10 protein-coding genes are annotated in these 16,404 nt (G+C 59.0%); 4 read left to right on the top strand and 6 right to left on the bottom strand.

From position 1 onward, the window contains the following. Window positions 1–30: 30 nt before the first annotated feature. From HWX74_RS14650 to HWX74_RS14630, 5 genes are all read right to left on the bottom strand, one after another. The gene (locus tag HWX74_RS14650; RefSeq protein ID WP_176014244.1) at window positions 31–939 is read right to left on the bottom strand and encodes a DMT family transporter; all 909 of its coding nucleotides are present in this window, start codon (window positions 937–939) and stop codon (window positions 31–33) included. A gap of 271 nt (window positions 940–1,210) precedes the next feature. Further along, a complete protein-coding gene (locus HWX74_RS14645; protein ID WP_176014243.1) occupies window positions 1,211–1,756 on the bottom strand; it encodes a cysteine hydrolase family protein in 546 nt (181 codons plus the stop codon). Between the two features lie 16 nt (window positions 1,757–1,772). After that, the gene (locus tag HWX74_RS14640) at window positions 1,773–3,791 is read right to left on the bottom strand and encodes a beta-galactosidase (protein ID WP_176014242.1); all 2,019 of its coding nucleotides are present in this window, start codon (window positions 3,789–3,791) and stop codon (window positions 1,773–1,775) included. Window positions 3,792–3,843: 52 nt separating this feature from the next. Beyond that, window positions 3,844–4,569 carry a glycerophosphodiester phosphodiesterase gene (locus HWX74_RS14635; protein ID WP_176014241.1) on the bottom strand — a complete coding sequence of 242 codons (726 nt, stop codon included), beginning with the start codon at window positions 4,567–4,569 and terminating at the stop codon, window positions 3,844–3,846. Window positions 4,570–4,604: 35 nt separating this feature from the next. Further along, window positions 4,605–5,477, bottom strand: coding sequence for a metallophosphoesterase (locus tag HWX74_RS14630; RefSeq protein ID WP_176014240.1), 873 nt, complete (start codon window positions 5,475–5,477; stop codon window positions 4,605–4,607). 193 nt (window positions 5,478–5,670) lie between these two features. Between HWX74_RS14630 and HWX74_RS14625 the strand changes: the two genes are divergently transcribed. From HWX74_RS14625 to HWX74_RS14610, 4 genes are all read left to right on the top strand, one after another. Beyond that, entirely contained in the window at window positions 5,671–6,606 is a 936-nt protein-coding gene (locus tag HWX74_RS14625; RefSeq protein WP_176014239.1) for a DUF4434 domain-containing protein, read from the top strand. Window positions 6,607–6,917: 311 nt separating this feature from the next. Continuing rightward, window positions 6,918–7,685: a type II secretion system protein gene (locus HWX74_RS14620; RefSeq protein WP_176014238.1), complete on the top strand. Its 768-nt coding sequence runs from the start codon at window positions 6,918–6,920 to the stop codon at window positions 7,683–7,685. Between the two features lie 64 nt (window positions 7,686–7,749). After that, window positions 7,750–10,089 (top strand): DUF4838 domain-containing protein, encoded by a 2,340-nt coding sequence (locus HWX74_RS14615; protein WP_176014237.1) that lies wholly within the window; start codon window positions 7,750–7,752, stop codon window positions 10,087–10,089. A gap of 299 nt (window positions 10,090–10,388) precedes the next feature. Then, window positions 10,389–13,196 (top strand): hypothetical protein, encoded by a 2,808-nt coding sequence (locus HWX74_RS14610; protein WP_176014236.1) that lies wholly within the window; start codon window positions 10,389–10,391, stop codon window positions 13,194–13,196. A gap of 96 nt (window positions 13,197–13,292) precedes the next feature. Here the strand turns inward: HWX74_RS14610 and HWX74_RS14605 are convergent, their stop codons facing one another. Next, window positions 13,293–16,403, bottom strand: coding sequence for an efflux RND transporter permease subunit (locus HWX74_RS14605; RefSeq protein ID WP_176014235.1), 3,111 nt, complete (start codon window positions 16,401–16,403; stop codon window positions 13,293–13,295). Window position 16,404: the final 1 nt, after the last annotated feature.

Below are 16,404 nucleotides of genomic sequence, written 5' to 3'. Positions count from 1 at the left end.
CACCTCGTTCCATAATTATGACTGTTGCTGTTACAAACCGGCCGGGCCGGACGATACACTCCAGGAATACAACACGATCGCCACGATCATCATCAAGGTCGCCGCGCTGCGGCGCAGCCAGGTTCGCCAATCGGCATGATCGCCCAGATAACGGACCTGAAAGTGCACCAATATCAACGTCAGAACGATCGTCAAAGGTCCTCGCGCCGTCAGGATGACGTTGCCGAAGACCGGCCCGATCAGCGCGTAGCAGGTATACAAGCAGAATTGTTTGACCGACCAGGCGCCGGCAAACGGCAAGGCTCCGACCGCCTTCTCCCGCTTCCAGCGCCGCCCCGCCACGAACGGCAGCGCCAGCGACCCCAGCAGGAAATTGACCAGACACATCGCCAGCAGTGCATTCTGCCAGACACTGCCGCCGGCCAGACCGTCGACCAGGTATTTGACGCTCAAATCCGACACGCAGTAGCAGAGCAGCGCCAAACCGAGAAAATGCATGCCGTCCCAGACCAGCCGGCCGTTCTGGTAATTCATCACCAGCGCCGCCAGCGCCGCCAGCACGATGCCGCACACCTGCCGGGCATCATACGACTCCAGTCCGACCGACGCCGACACGACCGCCAGCAAGACCACCCGCAATCCCATCAGCGAAGCCAGGCGGGACGCTTCGATTTTCTTCTCGGCCTTGAAAAAGAAAAATTGCCCGCCGACCGAACCGCCGGCGCTACCCAGCAACGGCAGCAGCCAGCGCCAGGAACGCCAGAAATCCTCCTGCCAGGCGAACGGCAGGATCAGCAGACTGAATACCGCCATGATCACCTGGGTGTAAATCAGCAGCGACCAGGCGTCGCCAGTGCGGCGGACATATCGCCGCGACAGGATATAGCCGCCGCCTTGAAACAAAGCCGCGCCGACGCCGGAAAGAATTCCGAAAAACATAGATTCTCCTCCCCGCCCGGTTTTTCCTTCCATTCCCGGGCCAATTTTCTCTACTCCATGGGATTACTATGTCATAAAAAAATAAAAACGCCAGAATTTTTTGCAAAAAAAATACCGGACCCGCCGTCACCGTATCGCTTTTCAGCCTAAAGAATACAGCCTTGTTCCGGTCGATCGCCAGCCCCAACCCGGAGGCCGGTTTCACCTGTTGGATTGGTCCGGCAGCATTCCGCCGTCGGACCGGGCCAGGCCCGTCCTGGAGCGCCAGCCTTTATCGCGCACTCGGAAAATCATGTCGGTTCAACACCCGTTCCGCCGGCAATACCTCGGCAAAACCGCCGCCCCACACTTTATTTTCATAAAATTCGCACAAAGCGGCCGCCGCAATCGGCGGATTGTCGAAGGTCGTCGTCGCGCCCTGCGGAATAATCACTTTATAACCGTATTCAAACGCCACCTTGCAGGTCGTGTCGATGCAGTATTCCGTCTGCATGCCCACCAGAATGATCGTCCCGATCCCTTTGCCGTCCAAATACTCTTTCAAGCCGGTTCCGCCAAATGCGCTGCAAAAGCACTTGTCGAAAATTTTCTCACCGGCCAGGGGCGCCACTTCCGGAACGATTTCCCACTCCCGGCTGCCGCAGCACAGCATCCCTCTGCCGCTGCCGTCATGCCGGACATACACCACTTCAGTGCCCCGCCGCCGGCCGGCGGCGATCAAATTCCGGACATTGGACAGAAAAGCGTTCCGGTTGTACGGATTATTTTCCACCAGACCGTTTTGCACATCGACCACCAACAATACCGCCTTTTCCACTTCGTCCCACTCCTTCCTAACGGGTTGCCGCCTCTGCCGGGCACACTTCCAGAACAAAATAGTAAAGCACTTGCGGCAACTTCACCACACCGTCTTCGAGCGGCAATTCCAATGCCTCCGCCCCAAACGGCGAATGCAGCCGCACCGCCAGCGCCTGCCCGGCCAACCGGCGCGGCAACCGCAGCTCCGCCGCGCCGTCCGAACCATTCAGCCGCCGCACGCCGTGCAGCAGCCAGCGGCCGTCCGGCAATTGCCACGGGACAAGTTCAAATGCCGCGGCAGCCGTCTCCGGCAAGCCCCATTCGCTCGTCCCGTCGAGCAATTCCGGCAAATCGGCCGGCACACGGTAATCGTCGATTCGGCCGGCCAGATCCTCCCCGTCCGGCTGCCGCTGCAACGCGGCCATCACCGCCGGCACCGGCCGGATGCGGCCGAACTGATCGCATTCCCCCAAGTCGGCGGTGGCCAGGATCGTCCCGCCGCGCCGCAGGAACGCCGCCAACTGCGCCGCCTCCTCATCGCTGAGGAAACGCAAATGGTCGGCCACCAGGACATTGAGCCGTTCCAATCCGGTTCCGTCCGCCAGATTCAAATCGTAGATCACCCGCACCGGATAGCCCTGCCGCAACAGATAGCGCAAGGCGGCGGTATCCTGCCGCTGCTCGCCGTACAACCGGTTGCGGCTGGCGTAAACGATACCGGCATCCGATGCCGGCTGCATCTCCCGAAACCATTCTCCTCTGTCATGCCGGAATTGAAAAAAACGCTTGATCAGCGCCTGCCCGGCGGCGTTGGCATCGCCGACCGGTTCCGGATACCCCAGCTCCGGATCCCAGCCGTGGAACATCAGCCACGGGTTGTTCTTGTAAGCCAGCACATAACCGATCAAATTGGCGATTTCCGCCTCCGGGCGCAAATTCCAGAACGCCTCTTTCTCGGTTTCAAAGGCGATCAGGTAATTGAATACCGGACGGTCCGGCGCAAACGAGTTGCCGACCGCCAATTTTTCCGACAGCGTAGCCAAATTGTCGGTTTCGGAAAATACCGCGTCCTCTTCGGCAAACACCCGGTCGACGCCCAGCGTCCAGTCATCCCACATGAATTCGGTATTCGCAAACACGACGCACGGCAATTCCCGCCGGATACGGCGCATCGCGTCCGCCCACGAGCGGTTGCGCCAGTCCAGCCAAACATTCCACAACAGCCCTTCCCGGCGCGGAATACGGATCTCCGCCGGCTTCAATTGAAACAGCTCCTCGGTCCGGCCGGCAAAACGTTCGGCGACATAGGCGGCAAATTTCGCCTCGCAATTCACGCAGTAGCAGGTTCGCTCCGCCGCTTCGCCACTGTTGGCATTGTGATAGAAATTGTTGTCGAACATCAGCGCATCCGGGCGATACCGCTCCAACAACCGGCGCGAATAATCGATCACATAATCCAGCGCGCCGCTGTTCGGACAGAGCCAGAGGTTGCCGAAATGCGACACCGTGCCGCCGTCGGCGCCGCGCTGCAGCCAGTCCGGATGCTCCCGCTGCAACGTTCCGTCGTCCCATTGCGGCGCATGGCCGAGATTCACCAGCCCGGTATAGAGAATCAGCCGGATGCCGGAGGCCCGGTACAAACGGTGCGCCGCCGCAAACGCCTCCTCGCTGTTGAAATACTCTTCCGGCGGCGTATGCTGGTGGCCCGGCGGACTCATGCCGCGGCGGTGGTGGTTGAAGACCGCCGGCGGCCGGAAACAGACAGCGTTGACCTTCAAGCCGTCGCGCAGCAGCGGCAGCCATTGCCCGGCTTTGGTGACCAGATTGTATTCCGGCTGCCCCCAGGTCTGGACGGCAATCAGATCGCCAGTCCAATCTTCGCCGCGCGCCTGGATCGCCGTTCCGGCCGGTTCCGGAATCGGTCGGAACGTTTCCGCCCCGGCCAACCCCGCCGATCCGCACCACAGCGCCAGCCCGGCGGCCGCCAGCTTGAGCTTGAAGCCGGCACCCTTTCGAGCGCCAAACCTCCCCGGATTGCAGAAACTACTGTTCATCAGAAAAAACCCCCGCCGCCGGCCGGCCAATTGCCAGGCGGCGGCTCTCCGACTATCCGTTCAATTCGCACCACAGCGCATACGGCCGGTTGGTGGTGATCGAATCGACGCCGAACTCGATCAGCCGTCTGGCCTGCTCGCAATCGTCCACCGTCCAGACGTGAAACTCCAATCCGGCCCGGTGCATCGCCTCGACATATTCCGCCGTCAGCTTGTCGGTGGCATGGCAATCGACGCCGTCGGCACCGAGTTCCTTGACCGTCGCCACCATTTTTTCCGGCGTCAAGCCTTCGTCCAGGCAGGTCAGCCAGTAAACCTTCAGGCCGCCGAAAGCCGCCTTGCTCGCCTTGACCACCTCCCGGTCGAAGGCAATGATGACCAACTGCTCTTCGCGCAGGCCGGACTCTTCGACCACCCGGCGCAACTCGTCGACCACCTCGGAACCGATCGTCTTCAATTCAATATAGATCCGGCCGTCCTCCGGAATGGTTTCCAGCACCTCCTCCAAGGTCGGCACCTCGGTGTGGGCCCAGGCCGGCGACTTCCACTGGCCGCAATCCAGTTCGCAGATTTCATCCAGCGTCATGTCGGCGATGCGGCGGTTCACGCCGCAGGTACGCAGCGCGTTGTCGTCGTGCATGCAGACCAGCCGCTTGTCCTTGGTCAGGTGAAAATCCCCTTCAATCCCGGCCGCGCCGCGCGTCCAGGCCAGCACAAACGATTCAATGGTGTTTTCAGGAACGGCTTCCGACTCTCCGCGATGAGCGATCAATAACATAATCTGATTCCTTTTCGGTTTCGGTTAAAAGTTCACTATTTTTCCGCTTCATGATGCAGCGTAACCACTACCACTTCCGGCCGGTTGAACAACCGCTGCGGCACCAGCCCGTTGCCCAATCCCCGGGAAATTACCAGCCAGCCGTCGTCAAACGCATGGACGCCGCCGGTATACTTCGGAAAGAAGCCGTATCGCGGCACCAGAAAGCCGCGCCAATACGGAATCCGCCACTGTCCGCCGTGCATGTGCCCGGCCAACGCCAGGTCGAATCCGTAATCCACCAGCTTGAAGGTCCGGCCCTCTTCGTCGTCGTAGACCGTATGCGGCCGGTGGGTCAGCACCACCCGCATTTGTTCCGGCGGCGTCTGGGCCAACCGCTCCAGCGCCGCCGTCATTTCCGGCTTCATTTCCAGCACATCGTCCAGCCCCAGCAGCACCATCCGGTCGCCATGCCGTTCGATTTCCACCAGTTCATTGCGCAGCAGATGCGTTCCAGTCCGCGCCGCCAGCTGCTGCAGCTCCTCCAACTCACCGTACTTTACCTCATGGTTGCCCAAAATGCAATAAGTCGGCGCCATTCCCGCCAGTTCCCGGTACAGATTTTCCAACAGCGCCGTATCGCGGGAGTTCCAGGAGCTCATATCACCGGTCAGCACGATCAGGTCCGGCCGGGCCGCCGCCACCTTTTCCAGCAAACGCCGGTTGTCCGGGCCGAAAGAAGCGTTGTGCAAATCCGACAACTGCACGATGCGGAACGCCTCGAACCCCGCCGGCACCCGGGGCGAACCAACCGCATACTCCGTCACCTCAATGGTATTGTTCTGGTCATAGAGCCAGACGCCGAACAGCACCGTTCCGGCCGCCGCCGCCCACAGCCACGGCCGCTGCCGCCATGTTCCGATTTTCAAATATCGCATTCTCCACAATTTCGATACACTTGTTCCCGTCTTTAAATTGCCGCATGGCAGCCTGAAATGCAAACCTTCCGGCTCAAAAAGTGGTTTCTTTTATTCGGCAACGGCGAACCGCCGTTTGAAAAATCACTGAATAAGTGTAGATTTATCGGATTAAATCAAACATAACCTGCAAGGAGCATTAAAGATGTTAATCACCGGCACTTTTCTCGACGAAATCTCTCACGACATTCCCCATCAAAACTGGGGCGAGAAAGATTGGGACAAAGACTTTGCGTCGATGAAAGCAATCGGCATCGATACGGTGATTTTGATCCGCTGCGGCCACAAGCGTTTCATGACCTATCCCTCCCGGGTTCTGCAGGAACGTGAAAATTGTTACGTGCCGCCGCTGGATCTGCTGGAGCTGTTCCTGACGCTGGCCGACAAATACCAGATGAAATTCTTCTTCGGCACCTACGATTCCGGCAAATACTGGTGCAACGGCGAATTCCAGGCGGAAATCGACCTCAACAAAGCCGTTGCCGAGGAAGTCTGGCAGCGGTATGGCCATCACCGCTCCTTTCAGGGCTGGTACCTCAACCAGGAAGTCAGCCGCAAGGCGCACGGCATCATCGACATCTACGCCAGTATGGGCAAATTCTGCAAGGATCTGTCGAACAACCTGCCGACGATGATCTCCCCGTATATCGACGGCGTCAAAAACGTGTACGCTTTCGACAGTACGCTCGGCAAGAAAGAGGGTATCGGCCTCAACCGGCACGAACAGGAGTGGAACGAAATTCTCGACGCCATCAAAAATTCCGTCAACATCATCGCCTTTCAGGACGGCCACTGCGAATACGACGAACTGGCCGACTATATGCGGATCAACAAAAAGCTGGCCGACAAATACGGCATGAGCTGCTGGACCAACTGCGAATCATTCGACCGCGATATGCCGATCAAATTCCTGCCGATCAAGTGGGAAAAAATGCTGCTCAAACTCAAGGCGGCCCAGGAAGCCGGACTGGACAAAGCGATTACTTTTGAATTTTCGCATTTCATGAGTCCGAATTCCTGCTACCTGCAGGCCGGCAAACTTTACGAACGCTACTGCGAGTACTTCAACCTCCAATTTTGAGACGGTTCCGCTTGCGGTTAACGCATTGCCGCCGGGCGATTCCGGCGGCAATGTCCCGCGTCCTTTGTGGCCAATTGTTCCTCCGCGTCAGCGGATTGGCTGAACTTGGCCGGCGTTTTCCGGATCAAGATATCGTAAAATTCCTTCTTTTGCGCGGAATACTCATCTTTTCGCTCATTTTCCATATTCTTTTTCAATAGAAATTTTGCTATAATATTCTTAAAAATAGATATTTTTGATCGAGCTGGACAGGATGAACTGTTCAATCGGTTTTGGCAAAATGAACTTCCCTAAATTTCTGGAGAGAAAGAATGAGAAAAACCTCGAAAAAATGTCGTCGGGCGCCAAGAGATTTCACCCTGATTGAACTGCTCGTAGTGATCGCCATCATCGCGATACTCGCCAGCATGCTGCTGCCGGCCCTGACCAAAGCCAAGGCCGCCGCGCAAAATATCAAATGCGTCAGCAATTTGAAACAACTCGGCCTTGGACATGCATTTTATCAAAATGACAATGACGACTGGTGTATGCCGGCCGAATTCAAAGGCATCAATCCGTGGGGCGGCGAAGGTTCCCGCGTCTGGGGCTGGGAATTGATCGACAATTACGGTTTTTCCGGCTGGAGTTTCGAGTGCCCCTCCTCGCCGCAGGGTATCGTCAGCGAAGAGAACTTGTTGAAGGATAAAGCGAACTACAGTTACGGCGTCTATCTGAACAGCTTCGGGGTGAATTCCTGGACGGATGTCTACTATACGCCGCACAAACGGTCGGATTTCGACCGCTTCAGCTCCAGCAAATTGATGTATGCGGCCGACACCGTTCCAACCCAGATCGTCCTGGACGCCACCGGCACCTGGGCCCCCTCTTATTTTATGAACTGGGGCGACTATTCTTATCCCAGCCATGAGCTGGGCTTCTATCAGATCCACACCCGGCACGGCAACCACGCCAATGCCGTGATGCTCGACAGCCATGTCGAAGCGGTGCCGTTGATCGAAGCCGATTTTCAGGGCGGCATTTACTGGTCTCCTTACAACGACCACACCGGAAACTTGTGGTGGCCGAGCTGGCTCGATTGATCAATCAACCCTCGCCGGCGCCGCTCCATGGCGGCGCCGGCCGCTTTTCACGGAGAAACTTGATATGATGCGATGGAAAAATTTCCGGCGGTACGGATTCTGCCTGCTGGCGCTTATCCCGGCCAACGAAGCAGCGGCGATCGAACTCGTGGACAACGGGCACAGTCAGGCCGTCATCGTCGTGGCGGCCGATGCACCACTGCCGGAACAGACGGCTGCCCAAGAATTGCGTAAATATATCAGTTTAATGACCGGGGAAGAGTTGCCGGTGCTCAACACTCCGCAGCCGGCAGGCGGCAATATTCTGGTCGGCGATGCTCCGGAATGGCGGCAGTTGTTATCCGGAACAGCGGAGGATGATCAATGGCGGGGGAAAGCCGACAGCGTCATCATCCGAGTCGACGGCGACAACGTGGTGCTGTCCGGCAACCGGCCGCGCGGCACGCTGTATGCGGTTTACACTCTGCTGGAAAAATTCTGGGGAGTACGCTGGTGGAGTCCGACCGAGGAATGGGTGCCGGAAAAAGCGACACTGTCATTGCCGGATGATTTGACTTATCGTTACGCGCCGCCATTTTTCAGCCGGGAATCGCATTACAGCCAGATCAACACCAATCCGGAATTTGCGGTAAAGCTGAAATGCAACGGACATTTCCAACCCATCCCGGAAAATCGAGGCGGTCACGTGCGAATCGCCGAACCAGGTTACGTCCACACCATTACCTTTCTGCTGCCGCCGGAGCGGTATTTCGAAGCGCATCCGGAGTGGTATGTGCTGGACGACCGGGGCGTGCCGGCCCAGGTGTGCTGGTCCAACCAGGCGATGATCCGGGAATTGAGCCGCAATGTGCTCGAATGGCTGGACCGGCAACCCGGCGCGCCGATCATCTCGGTCAGCCAGATGGACGGCTGGCTGCGTTGCGAGTGTGATCAATGCCAAGCGATGGAAGCGGCCGGCGGTTCGCCGGCGGCGCCGATCATCGCCGCAGTCAACGCCGTGGCGGAAGCCGTCGGCGAAAAATACCCGGATGTTCTGATCGAAACGCTGGCTTACTGTTACTCCCAGGCCGCGCCGTTGAAGATGAAGGTGCATGACAATGTGCTGGTGCGGCTCTGTCCGTATCTCAACGACTTTTCCCGGCCGTATACCGATGCGGCCAATTCGGCCTTCGCCGGCGATTTGAACGATTGGCGGCAGATCGCCGGCAAAATCGCCATCTGGGACTACATCGCCAACTTTAGCAATTACCTGATTCCGCATCCGAATTACGGAACGTTCGGCGACAATCTCCGGCTGTACGCGGCCAATAATGTGGTTTTCGTTTTTTCGCAGGGCGACTTCGGCAGCGAAAACTGCGGCGACTTCATCCAACTCAAAGCCTGGGTGATCGCCCATCTTCTGTGGGACCCGTCGTCGGATGAGAGAGCGTTGATGAAAGAATTCCTGAACGGTTATTATTCGCCGGCCGCCGGCGAAATCCTGCTGGAAGTGATCGACCGCTGCAAGGCGGTATTCGCGGCTGCCGGCAAACCGCTCGGCTGCTACCGGGCCAACGTCAACGACTGGCTCCCTTTCGCCGAAATCGCCGCCATCCGGGAACGCTTCGCCGCAGCGGAACGGCAACTGGAAAAGCTGCCGGCGGCGGAACGGGCGATTTTTCAGGAACGGTTGCGGCGGGCCCGGCTGCCGTTCGATCTGGTCTATTTGTGCGCACCGCAATCCTCGGCCTGGAACCCGGCACTGGGCCGGGAAACTTATCGCGCCAACCAACGGTTATGGGCGGAAGTGCAGGCAATTTATACCCGCAACCGGGTGGAACGCCTCAACGAACTGGATAAAATCGATGTTTTATACCGCCGGATGCCGGGCTTGCTGGCGGGGCCGAAATACCTGCGCCGGTCCGGCGACGTGCCGGAGTTCTGTACCGGAATCGCGGATGCGGACTGGTATGAATTTTCCGCCGCCGACTTCACGCTGCTCAAGGAAGGCGACTGGGTGACGGTGGAAGCGGATGCTTCCTCACCCTACGGGCGGGCGGCCCGGCTGCCCAACCAACAAATCTGGCGGCTGATGCAGCTGCCGCTGTCGGAATTTCTGGCGGCCGGGCCGGCAACGTCAACGGATACGTTTGAGGTGTACTTCAGCCTCCGCGCCGATGGAAACAAGGTCGCGGAGGCGCCGGCGGCGGTCATCGGCGTACATGATTTGGACAACGATGTCAACACCGCTGTGGAGTTGAAATTCGACGAACTGCCGAGCGACCGTTACCGCTGGTTCAAACTCGACGGCTTTGCCCCCGGCGTCCGGCGGGAGGCTTATGTCGCGCCAATGACCGCCGGCTGGCAGGGAAATATCTGGGTCGACCGGATCGTGGTGGTCCGGCTGGCCGGCCGGCCGGAATAGATCGCGCCGGACAAATTCCAGGATGGGCCGGAGGGAGCCTTTGCAGGCTTTTTCCGGCCCGCAGACTTTCCCCGGCCGCTCCTTCCGGCCAACCGGCCAGCTTTTTTCGTCTCACCGGCAGAAAAAATTCTCAAAAAATTTCCGAAAGTGTTGACTTTTCACGATTATTTTGCTATACTTAGAAATAACAAAAAATGAAACGTTTCACTTTTTGCGTTATTTTCTTTTGAACATAATAACCGGTGAAACGGCCATGATAAATGAAACGTTTCGCAAACCATGAAAACAGAGGATTTGCCATGAAGCATTGGATCGCCACCGCAGCGCTCGCCGGCGCGACGCTGCTGACCGCCGCCGCGCAGGCCCGCGACTTGATCTGGGCCGACGGAACCGCCGACAACACCGCCGGACTGCCCGGACTGCTGCTCAGTGAAAACAGCCGGCAAGTTGCCGATTACGCCATCGCCACCAATGTTTCCTATCGGATTACCGCCAAAGGAGACCCTCAAATTCCCGATTGGCGCATTCCCGCCGACCGCGCGCTGAACGACGGAACGCTGACCGCCGGCGTCATCCTTCCTCCGTCCTCGGCTCCGGAAGCATCCACCGTCGACTGGAGCTTCGCGCTGCCCTACCGGTTTTCGGAGGTGGATCTGGCGGTGGGCAATCGGGAAGGCGATACGCCGGTTCATTATCAAATTCAGGTCGGCGACGGCACAACGTTCCAAACAGTCGCCGAAGGGAGCTGCGCGATGACCGACGTGATGAAACGCATCGCCCTCGAACCGGCCGAAGGAACGGTTTTGCGGCTGCGGCTCCACGCCCAACGGTGGTTCATCCTGGAAGAGGTCGCCATCTGGGGCGACGGCACGGCGGCTCCTCAGCAGACGTCGACGGTCTCGTATGAAACCTTCACCCTGCCGGCCCTGCCCGAAGTTCCCGTCATCGACGGACAACCGGCAGAAAACGATCTGCAGCAAATGCGCCAAGTATCGTTGTGCACGCTCCAGCATCCGGATCAGCCCGATACGCTGACCGATGCCTATCTGGCCTACGTACCGGGCGGCATCTACGTCGCCTGGATCTGCCGGGAGCCCGATATGGCCGGCCGGCGGATCAAGGACCCTGCCGCCGCCTCTGCCGCCTGGCCGGACGACATGGTCGAAGTCTGCTTCAATCGCGCCGATGTCTCCGAAGGGCGTTTCGCGGTATTGACCGTCAATTCCGAAGGCCAGAAGATCAACGACACCAGCCGGATGATCGATCCGACTTTCAGCGGAAAACCGCTCGACTCGCAAAGCGCAGTACAGCAGCATCCCTGGGGCTGGACGGCGGAAATGCTGCTCTCCACCGTCGATTTTGTCGGCCCGGAACGCGACGGCCGACAGGCCTGGCGGCTGGCGTTGGAACGAACCCGGCGCACCGGCGGCATAGCCGCCGAGACGGAAACCCTGACCTCCTGGCCTTATTCCGATGCGGGTTATTTCGCGCTGGCGCCGGCGCATTTCGCCTGGATCAAGGCGCACGACGAACAGGCGGACGCCGACGTCCAATATCAACTGTTTCCCGGCATTGCCGCCAGCATCACCACCGCGGCGGATTTCCTCAACTGGCAGGAGGCGCTCGGCGATTTGGCGGAAGCGCCGGCGGTACTGGTGCCGGGCGAACCGAACAATCCGGCCCCGGCCGCCAGCCAGGTGCTGAAACAACCGGTCGCCGCCGCAACGCCGCTGCAACTGGCGCGCAATGAATCCGAATACCTGGCCTTTTACGTCGTCAACCCATCCGGCCGGCAGGTCAGCCGCCCGGAAATTTCCCTCGGCGAATTCATGGCGGCCGACGGCCGGAAAGCGGCCGGCGTCACCGGGGAACTGCTGGTCGGCGGCATTATGAACACCCGCCGGAACAGCAATGTCTTCCGGCCGCTGTTCGACCGGCAGTCGCTGCTGGAACGCTCCTGGCTGGAACGCTATCTGCTGAACGGCTCCCAGATCGCCGATTTTCCGACGCTCGAACTGCAGCCGGCCCAGGCGGCTCTAATCTACGTCAAGCTCACCACCGACCAGGCGGCGCCCGGCCGTTATTCCGCTCCGCTGACGATCGCCAACGGGCCGACCGTGCCGGTCGCCGTCGAGGTCGTCGACGCCACGCTCGAACGGCCCGCCAAACAGGCAATCCTGACCTGGAACGCCAGCACGGCGCCGTTCTTTCCGGTCCGCGACGCGGATTACCACCGGCAGGAGGCCGCGTTCCGCCGCGAAGCCGGCTGGAACATCTACTGGGAAGCGCCCGAATCGCCGCTGTGGCAGCAGGCCGCCCGGTTTCCGGAAAGCAAAATTCATATCCAGATCATTCCGGACCGCCTGGTGCACGGCGGTTATTCCAATCAGATTTCCGCCGAAGATGTCACGCCGGAAATGCGCCAGGAGGTAACCGATTATGTCGATGAAGTGGTCGAACGCATGCAAAAGGCCGGGTTGGATTACGACCGCTGGTACGGCGAGCTCTGGGATGAACCCGGCACCACTCCCGGCGTCACGCTGATGCGGGAGCTGGTGAAGATCATCAAAGCCCACAATCCGGCCGTTCGGCTGTATTGCGACCCGTGCTGCTGGACCGACCGCGGCTTCGCGCCGGCCGACGAAGTCCTTGCCGCCTACCGGGACTGGTACGACCTCATCGACCTCTCTTGCCCGATCGAAGGGCTGGAAGACAACGAAAAACTGGTCGAATTGTGGCGCAAGCCGGACCGCTGGTTCAACGTCACCTACATCCATCCCTGCCCGGGCCGCCGCCTGGCCTGGACCTCCGCCGCCAAACGGCTCGACGGCTGGGGTTTTTATTCGATCTTCGCGCCGCGCTTCGATCCGTGGGATGATTTCGACGGCGCCGAGATGGATTACCTGATTTATTTCCCCGGCAACGCCGCACCGGTCGCATCGCTGCAGAGCGAGGACATGCGGGAAGCCTGGGAGGATTTTGTGATGATCCAGCAACTGCGCCAGTGCGGCCGGACGGCCGAGGTCGATGCGTTGATCGCCGACCAGCAGCTCGATTTTCCGGCCAAACGGCTCCGGCTGCTGCAATGGCTGGCTTCCGAAAAATAATTCACGGCACCGAATGTTCAGGCCGGGAAAGTTTGGCAAAAACTTTTCCGGCCTTTTCCCGGTTCTTTCCCGGACGCAACTTCCGGAACCGAACGGCTATCGTTTGGCTTGCCACCCCAATTTCAACTTCAGCCATTCGCGGCTGCGCTGAAACGCCGCGTAGAGCGCCGGGGTGAATATGATGCCGATCAAGGTCGCCAGCGCCATACCGGAGAAAGTCGTAATGCCGATGGCGCGGCGGCTGCCCGAACCGGCTCCGGTGGCGATCACCAGCGGGAACACCCCGAACAGAAAACTCCAGGCCGTCATCAGCACGGCGCGGTAACGCAGATTGGCGCCGCGCATCGCCGCCTCGAACACACTCTTGCCGGCTTCGCGTTCCTGCTTGGAAAATTCGACCATCAATATGGCGTTCTTGGCCGCCAGACCGATCAGCATAACCATGCCGAGCTGGGCATAGATGCTCATCGTCTCGCCGGTCAGCAGCAAACCGAGCAGCGCCCCGAGCACGGCAAACCCCACCGCCAGCATCACCGGCACCGGAATCGTCCAGCTCTCATATTGCGCCACCAGGAACAGATAGGCGAAGGTCAGCGCCAGCATCATCAAATAGACGATCTGTCCCTGGTTCTGCTTTTCCTGATAACTCATCCCGGTCCATTCCACCATATAATTGTCCGGCAGTTCGGTATTTTCAACCAGTTCGAACAATTTCTGCGAACTGACGCCCGGCATCGCCTGGGTGTTCAGCTCCGCGCTGCTCATCTTGTTGAACCGGGTAATCTGCCGCGGCCCGACCATATACCGGAGGGTGCCGAGCGAACTGAGCGGCACCATTTCGCCCTCGTCATTCCGGACTTGAATTTCCCGGATATCGTCGAGCGTCTTCCGGTATTCGGCCGTCGACTGCATTTTCACCTTGTAATTCCGGCTCATCATCGTGAAATCGTTGATGTACAGCGAAGCGAGTTTGCTCTGCAGCGTCGAAAAAATCGAACTGGCCTCGACACCAAGCGTTTCGGCCTTTTCCCGGTCAATGTCCAGGTACAATTGCGGCGTGTCGGCGTTGTAAGCAGTCATCGCGTACAGCGTTTCCGGCTGGGCGGAGAGTTCCCGGACCACCTCTTTCGCCGTCACCGACAGCGCGTCGGCGCTGACGTCGCCGATGGCGCAGAGATTGAAGGTGGCGCCGCCGGTCACCCCGAGTCCCATGATCGCCGGCGGCGTGAAACAGATGATGGAAGCATCGGCAATCCGTCTGGTTTCGGCCTGGACATTTGCGACAATCGCATCCAATTGCGTCTCCGGCGTCCGGCGGAGATCCCAGTTGTCCAACTGCAAAATGCACATGGCGACGTTCTCGCCGTCACCGGACATCATGCTCATGCCGGAAACCATCATCACCGACTTGATGCCTTTGATGTCTTTGATGCAGTCGGAAAATTCGTCGAGCACCGCTTCGGTCCGCGCCAGCGACGCGCCGTTCGGCAGCTCGATGTTGCACATGATCACGCCTTTGTCTTCATTCGGCAGGAATGAACTGTCGATATTGTTGAACAAAAACCAGATGACCATGACCACTCCGGCAAATGAAACGATCGTCAGCAGCGCCCGCCGCACCAGGAAACCGACGAAAAATGAATAGACGCTCCGGCTGCCGTCCAACACCCGGTTGAACGGCCGGAAGATGATCGGCACATGCCCGTCCGGTTTGCGCAGCATGATCGCGCAGAGCGCCGGGCTCAACGTCATCGCCACCACCGTCGACAGACAGAGAGCAATGCACATGGTCACCGCAAACTGCATGTAAATCGCTCCGACCATACCGCCGTAAAAAGCCAGCGGCACATAACAGGCCACCGTCACCAGCGTCGTCGCGATGATCGCGCCGGTGATCTGCTCCATACATTTGATGGCGGCCTCCTTCGGGGAAAGTTTTTCGCGTTCCATCAGCGCCTGACAATTTTCGACCACGACAATGGCGTCGTCGCACAGCGAACCGATGACCAGAATCAGACCGAACATCGTCAGCACGTTGATGCTGTAATCCAATGCGTACATGAACGGAAAGGTGCCGATCAAAGCGACCGGGATGGCGATCGACGGAATCAGCGTCGCCCGCCAATCCTGCAGAAAAAGCCAGGTGATCAACACCACCAGTCCGAGCGCCACCACCAGCGTCGTGACAATTTCCTGCAGCGAAACGGTGATGAACTCCGTCGGGTCGTAAGCGATCTGGTAGCTGACGCCGGCCGGAAACCGCTTCGCCCAGTTATTGAGTTCGGCCTTTACCCGCTCGACGGTAGCCAACGCATTCGCTTCCGGCGTCCGGTAGACGCCGAGCCCGACCACCTGCTTGCCGTTGAACATACTCTTGCCGGAGTAGGAACTGGCGCCGATCTCCACTTTGGCGACATCCCGGAGCCGGACGATGCTGCCGTCATCATCATGCCGGAGGATGATGTTCTCGAACTCATCGGCGGTTTTCAACCGGCCCTGGACGTTGAGCTTGTAATTGACGAAGTGGTTGCTGTCCTCGGTGCCGATCGAACCGGCCGCCGCCTGGATATTCTGCGATTCGACCGCCTGGGCGATGTCCGACGTCGAAATTCCGAGACCGGACATGCGCAGCGGCTCGAGCCAGATACGCATCGAATATTCCTGGGTGGACATCACGCTGGCCGAGGAAACGCCCTCGATCCGGCTGACCGCATCCTTGATATTGGATTCGACATAATTGTTCAGTTCCATCAAATTCATGCTGGTGCCATCGGTCAGGAAAGCGAACATCGCCAGGATGTCGCCGCCCCGCTTCATCACGTTGATCCCGGTCTTGGTCACTTCCGACGGCAGTTTCGCCTCGGCCCGTTTGACCGCATTCTGCAGATTGACCATCGCGATGTCGGTGTCCGTACCGCTCTTGAAGGTCACCGAACAGGAGTAACTGCCGGAATTGTCGCAGGTCGATGAGAAATACAGCAGGTCGTCAACGCCGTTGATCTCGTCTTCGATCGGCATCGCCACGGTCTCGGCAATCACCTCCGCACTGGCGCCGACGTAGCTGGCCGATACGAACAACGTCGGCGGCGCAATCTCCGGATATTCCGCAATCGGCAGCTTATACAGACAGATGATTCCCGCCAACACCATCACCACGCTGATGACGACGGCAAAACGCGGCCGCTCAATAAAGATTCGAGAAAACATG

It is taken from the genome of Victivallis sp. Marseille-Q1083 (genome assembly GCF_903645315.1).
GTDB lineage: Bacteria > Verrucomicrobiota > Lentisphaeria > Victivallales > Victivallaceae > UMGS1518.
This window is presented reverse-complemented; position numbering and strand designations above follow the sequence as displayed.

Coding starts and splice junctions, on each gene's coding strand:
- HWX74_RS14650 (WP_176014244.1), bottom strand. CDS start 939: ATGTTTTTCGGAATTCTTTCCGGCGTCGGCGCGGCTTTGTTTCAAGGC.
- HWX74_RS14640 (WP_176014242.1), bottom strand. CDS start 3,791: ATGAACAGTAGTTTCTGCAATCCGGGGAGGTTTGGCGCTCGAAAGGGT.
- HWX74_RS14635 (WP_176014241.1), bottom strand. CDS start 4,569: ATGTTATTGATCGCTCATCGCGGAGAGTCGGAAGCCGTTCCTGAAAAC.
- HWX74_RS14625 (WP_176014239.1), top strand. CDS start 5,671: ATGTTAATCACCGGCACTTTTCTCGACGAAATCTCTCACGACATTCCC.
- HWX74_RS14620 (WP_176014238.1), top strand. CDS start 6,918: ATGAGAAAAACCTCGAAAAAATGTCGTCGGGCGCCAAGAGATTTCACC.
- HWX74_RS14615 (WP_176014237.1), top strand. CDS start 7,750: ATGATGCGATGGAAAAATTTCCGGCGGTACGGATTCTGCCTGCTGGCG.
- HWX74_RS14610 (WP_176014236.1), top strand. CDS start 10,389: ATGAAGCATTGGATCGCCACCGCAGCGCTCGCCGGCGCGACGCTGCTG.
- HWX74_RS14605 (WP_176014235.1), bottom strand. CDS start 16,403: ATGTTTTCTCGAATCTTTATTGAGCGGCCGCGTTTTGCCGTCGTCATC.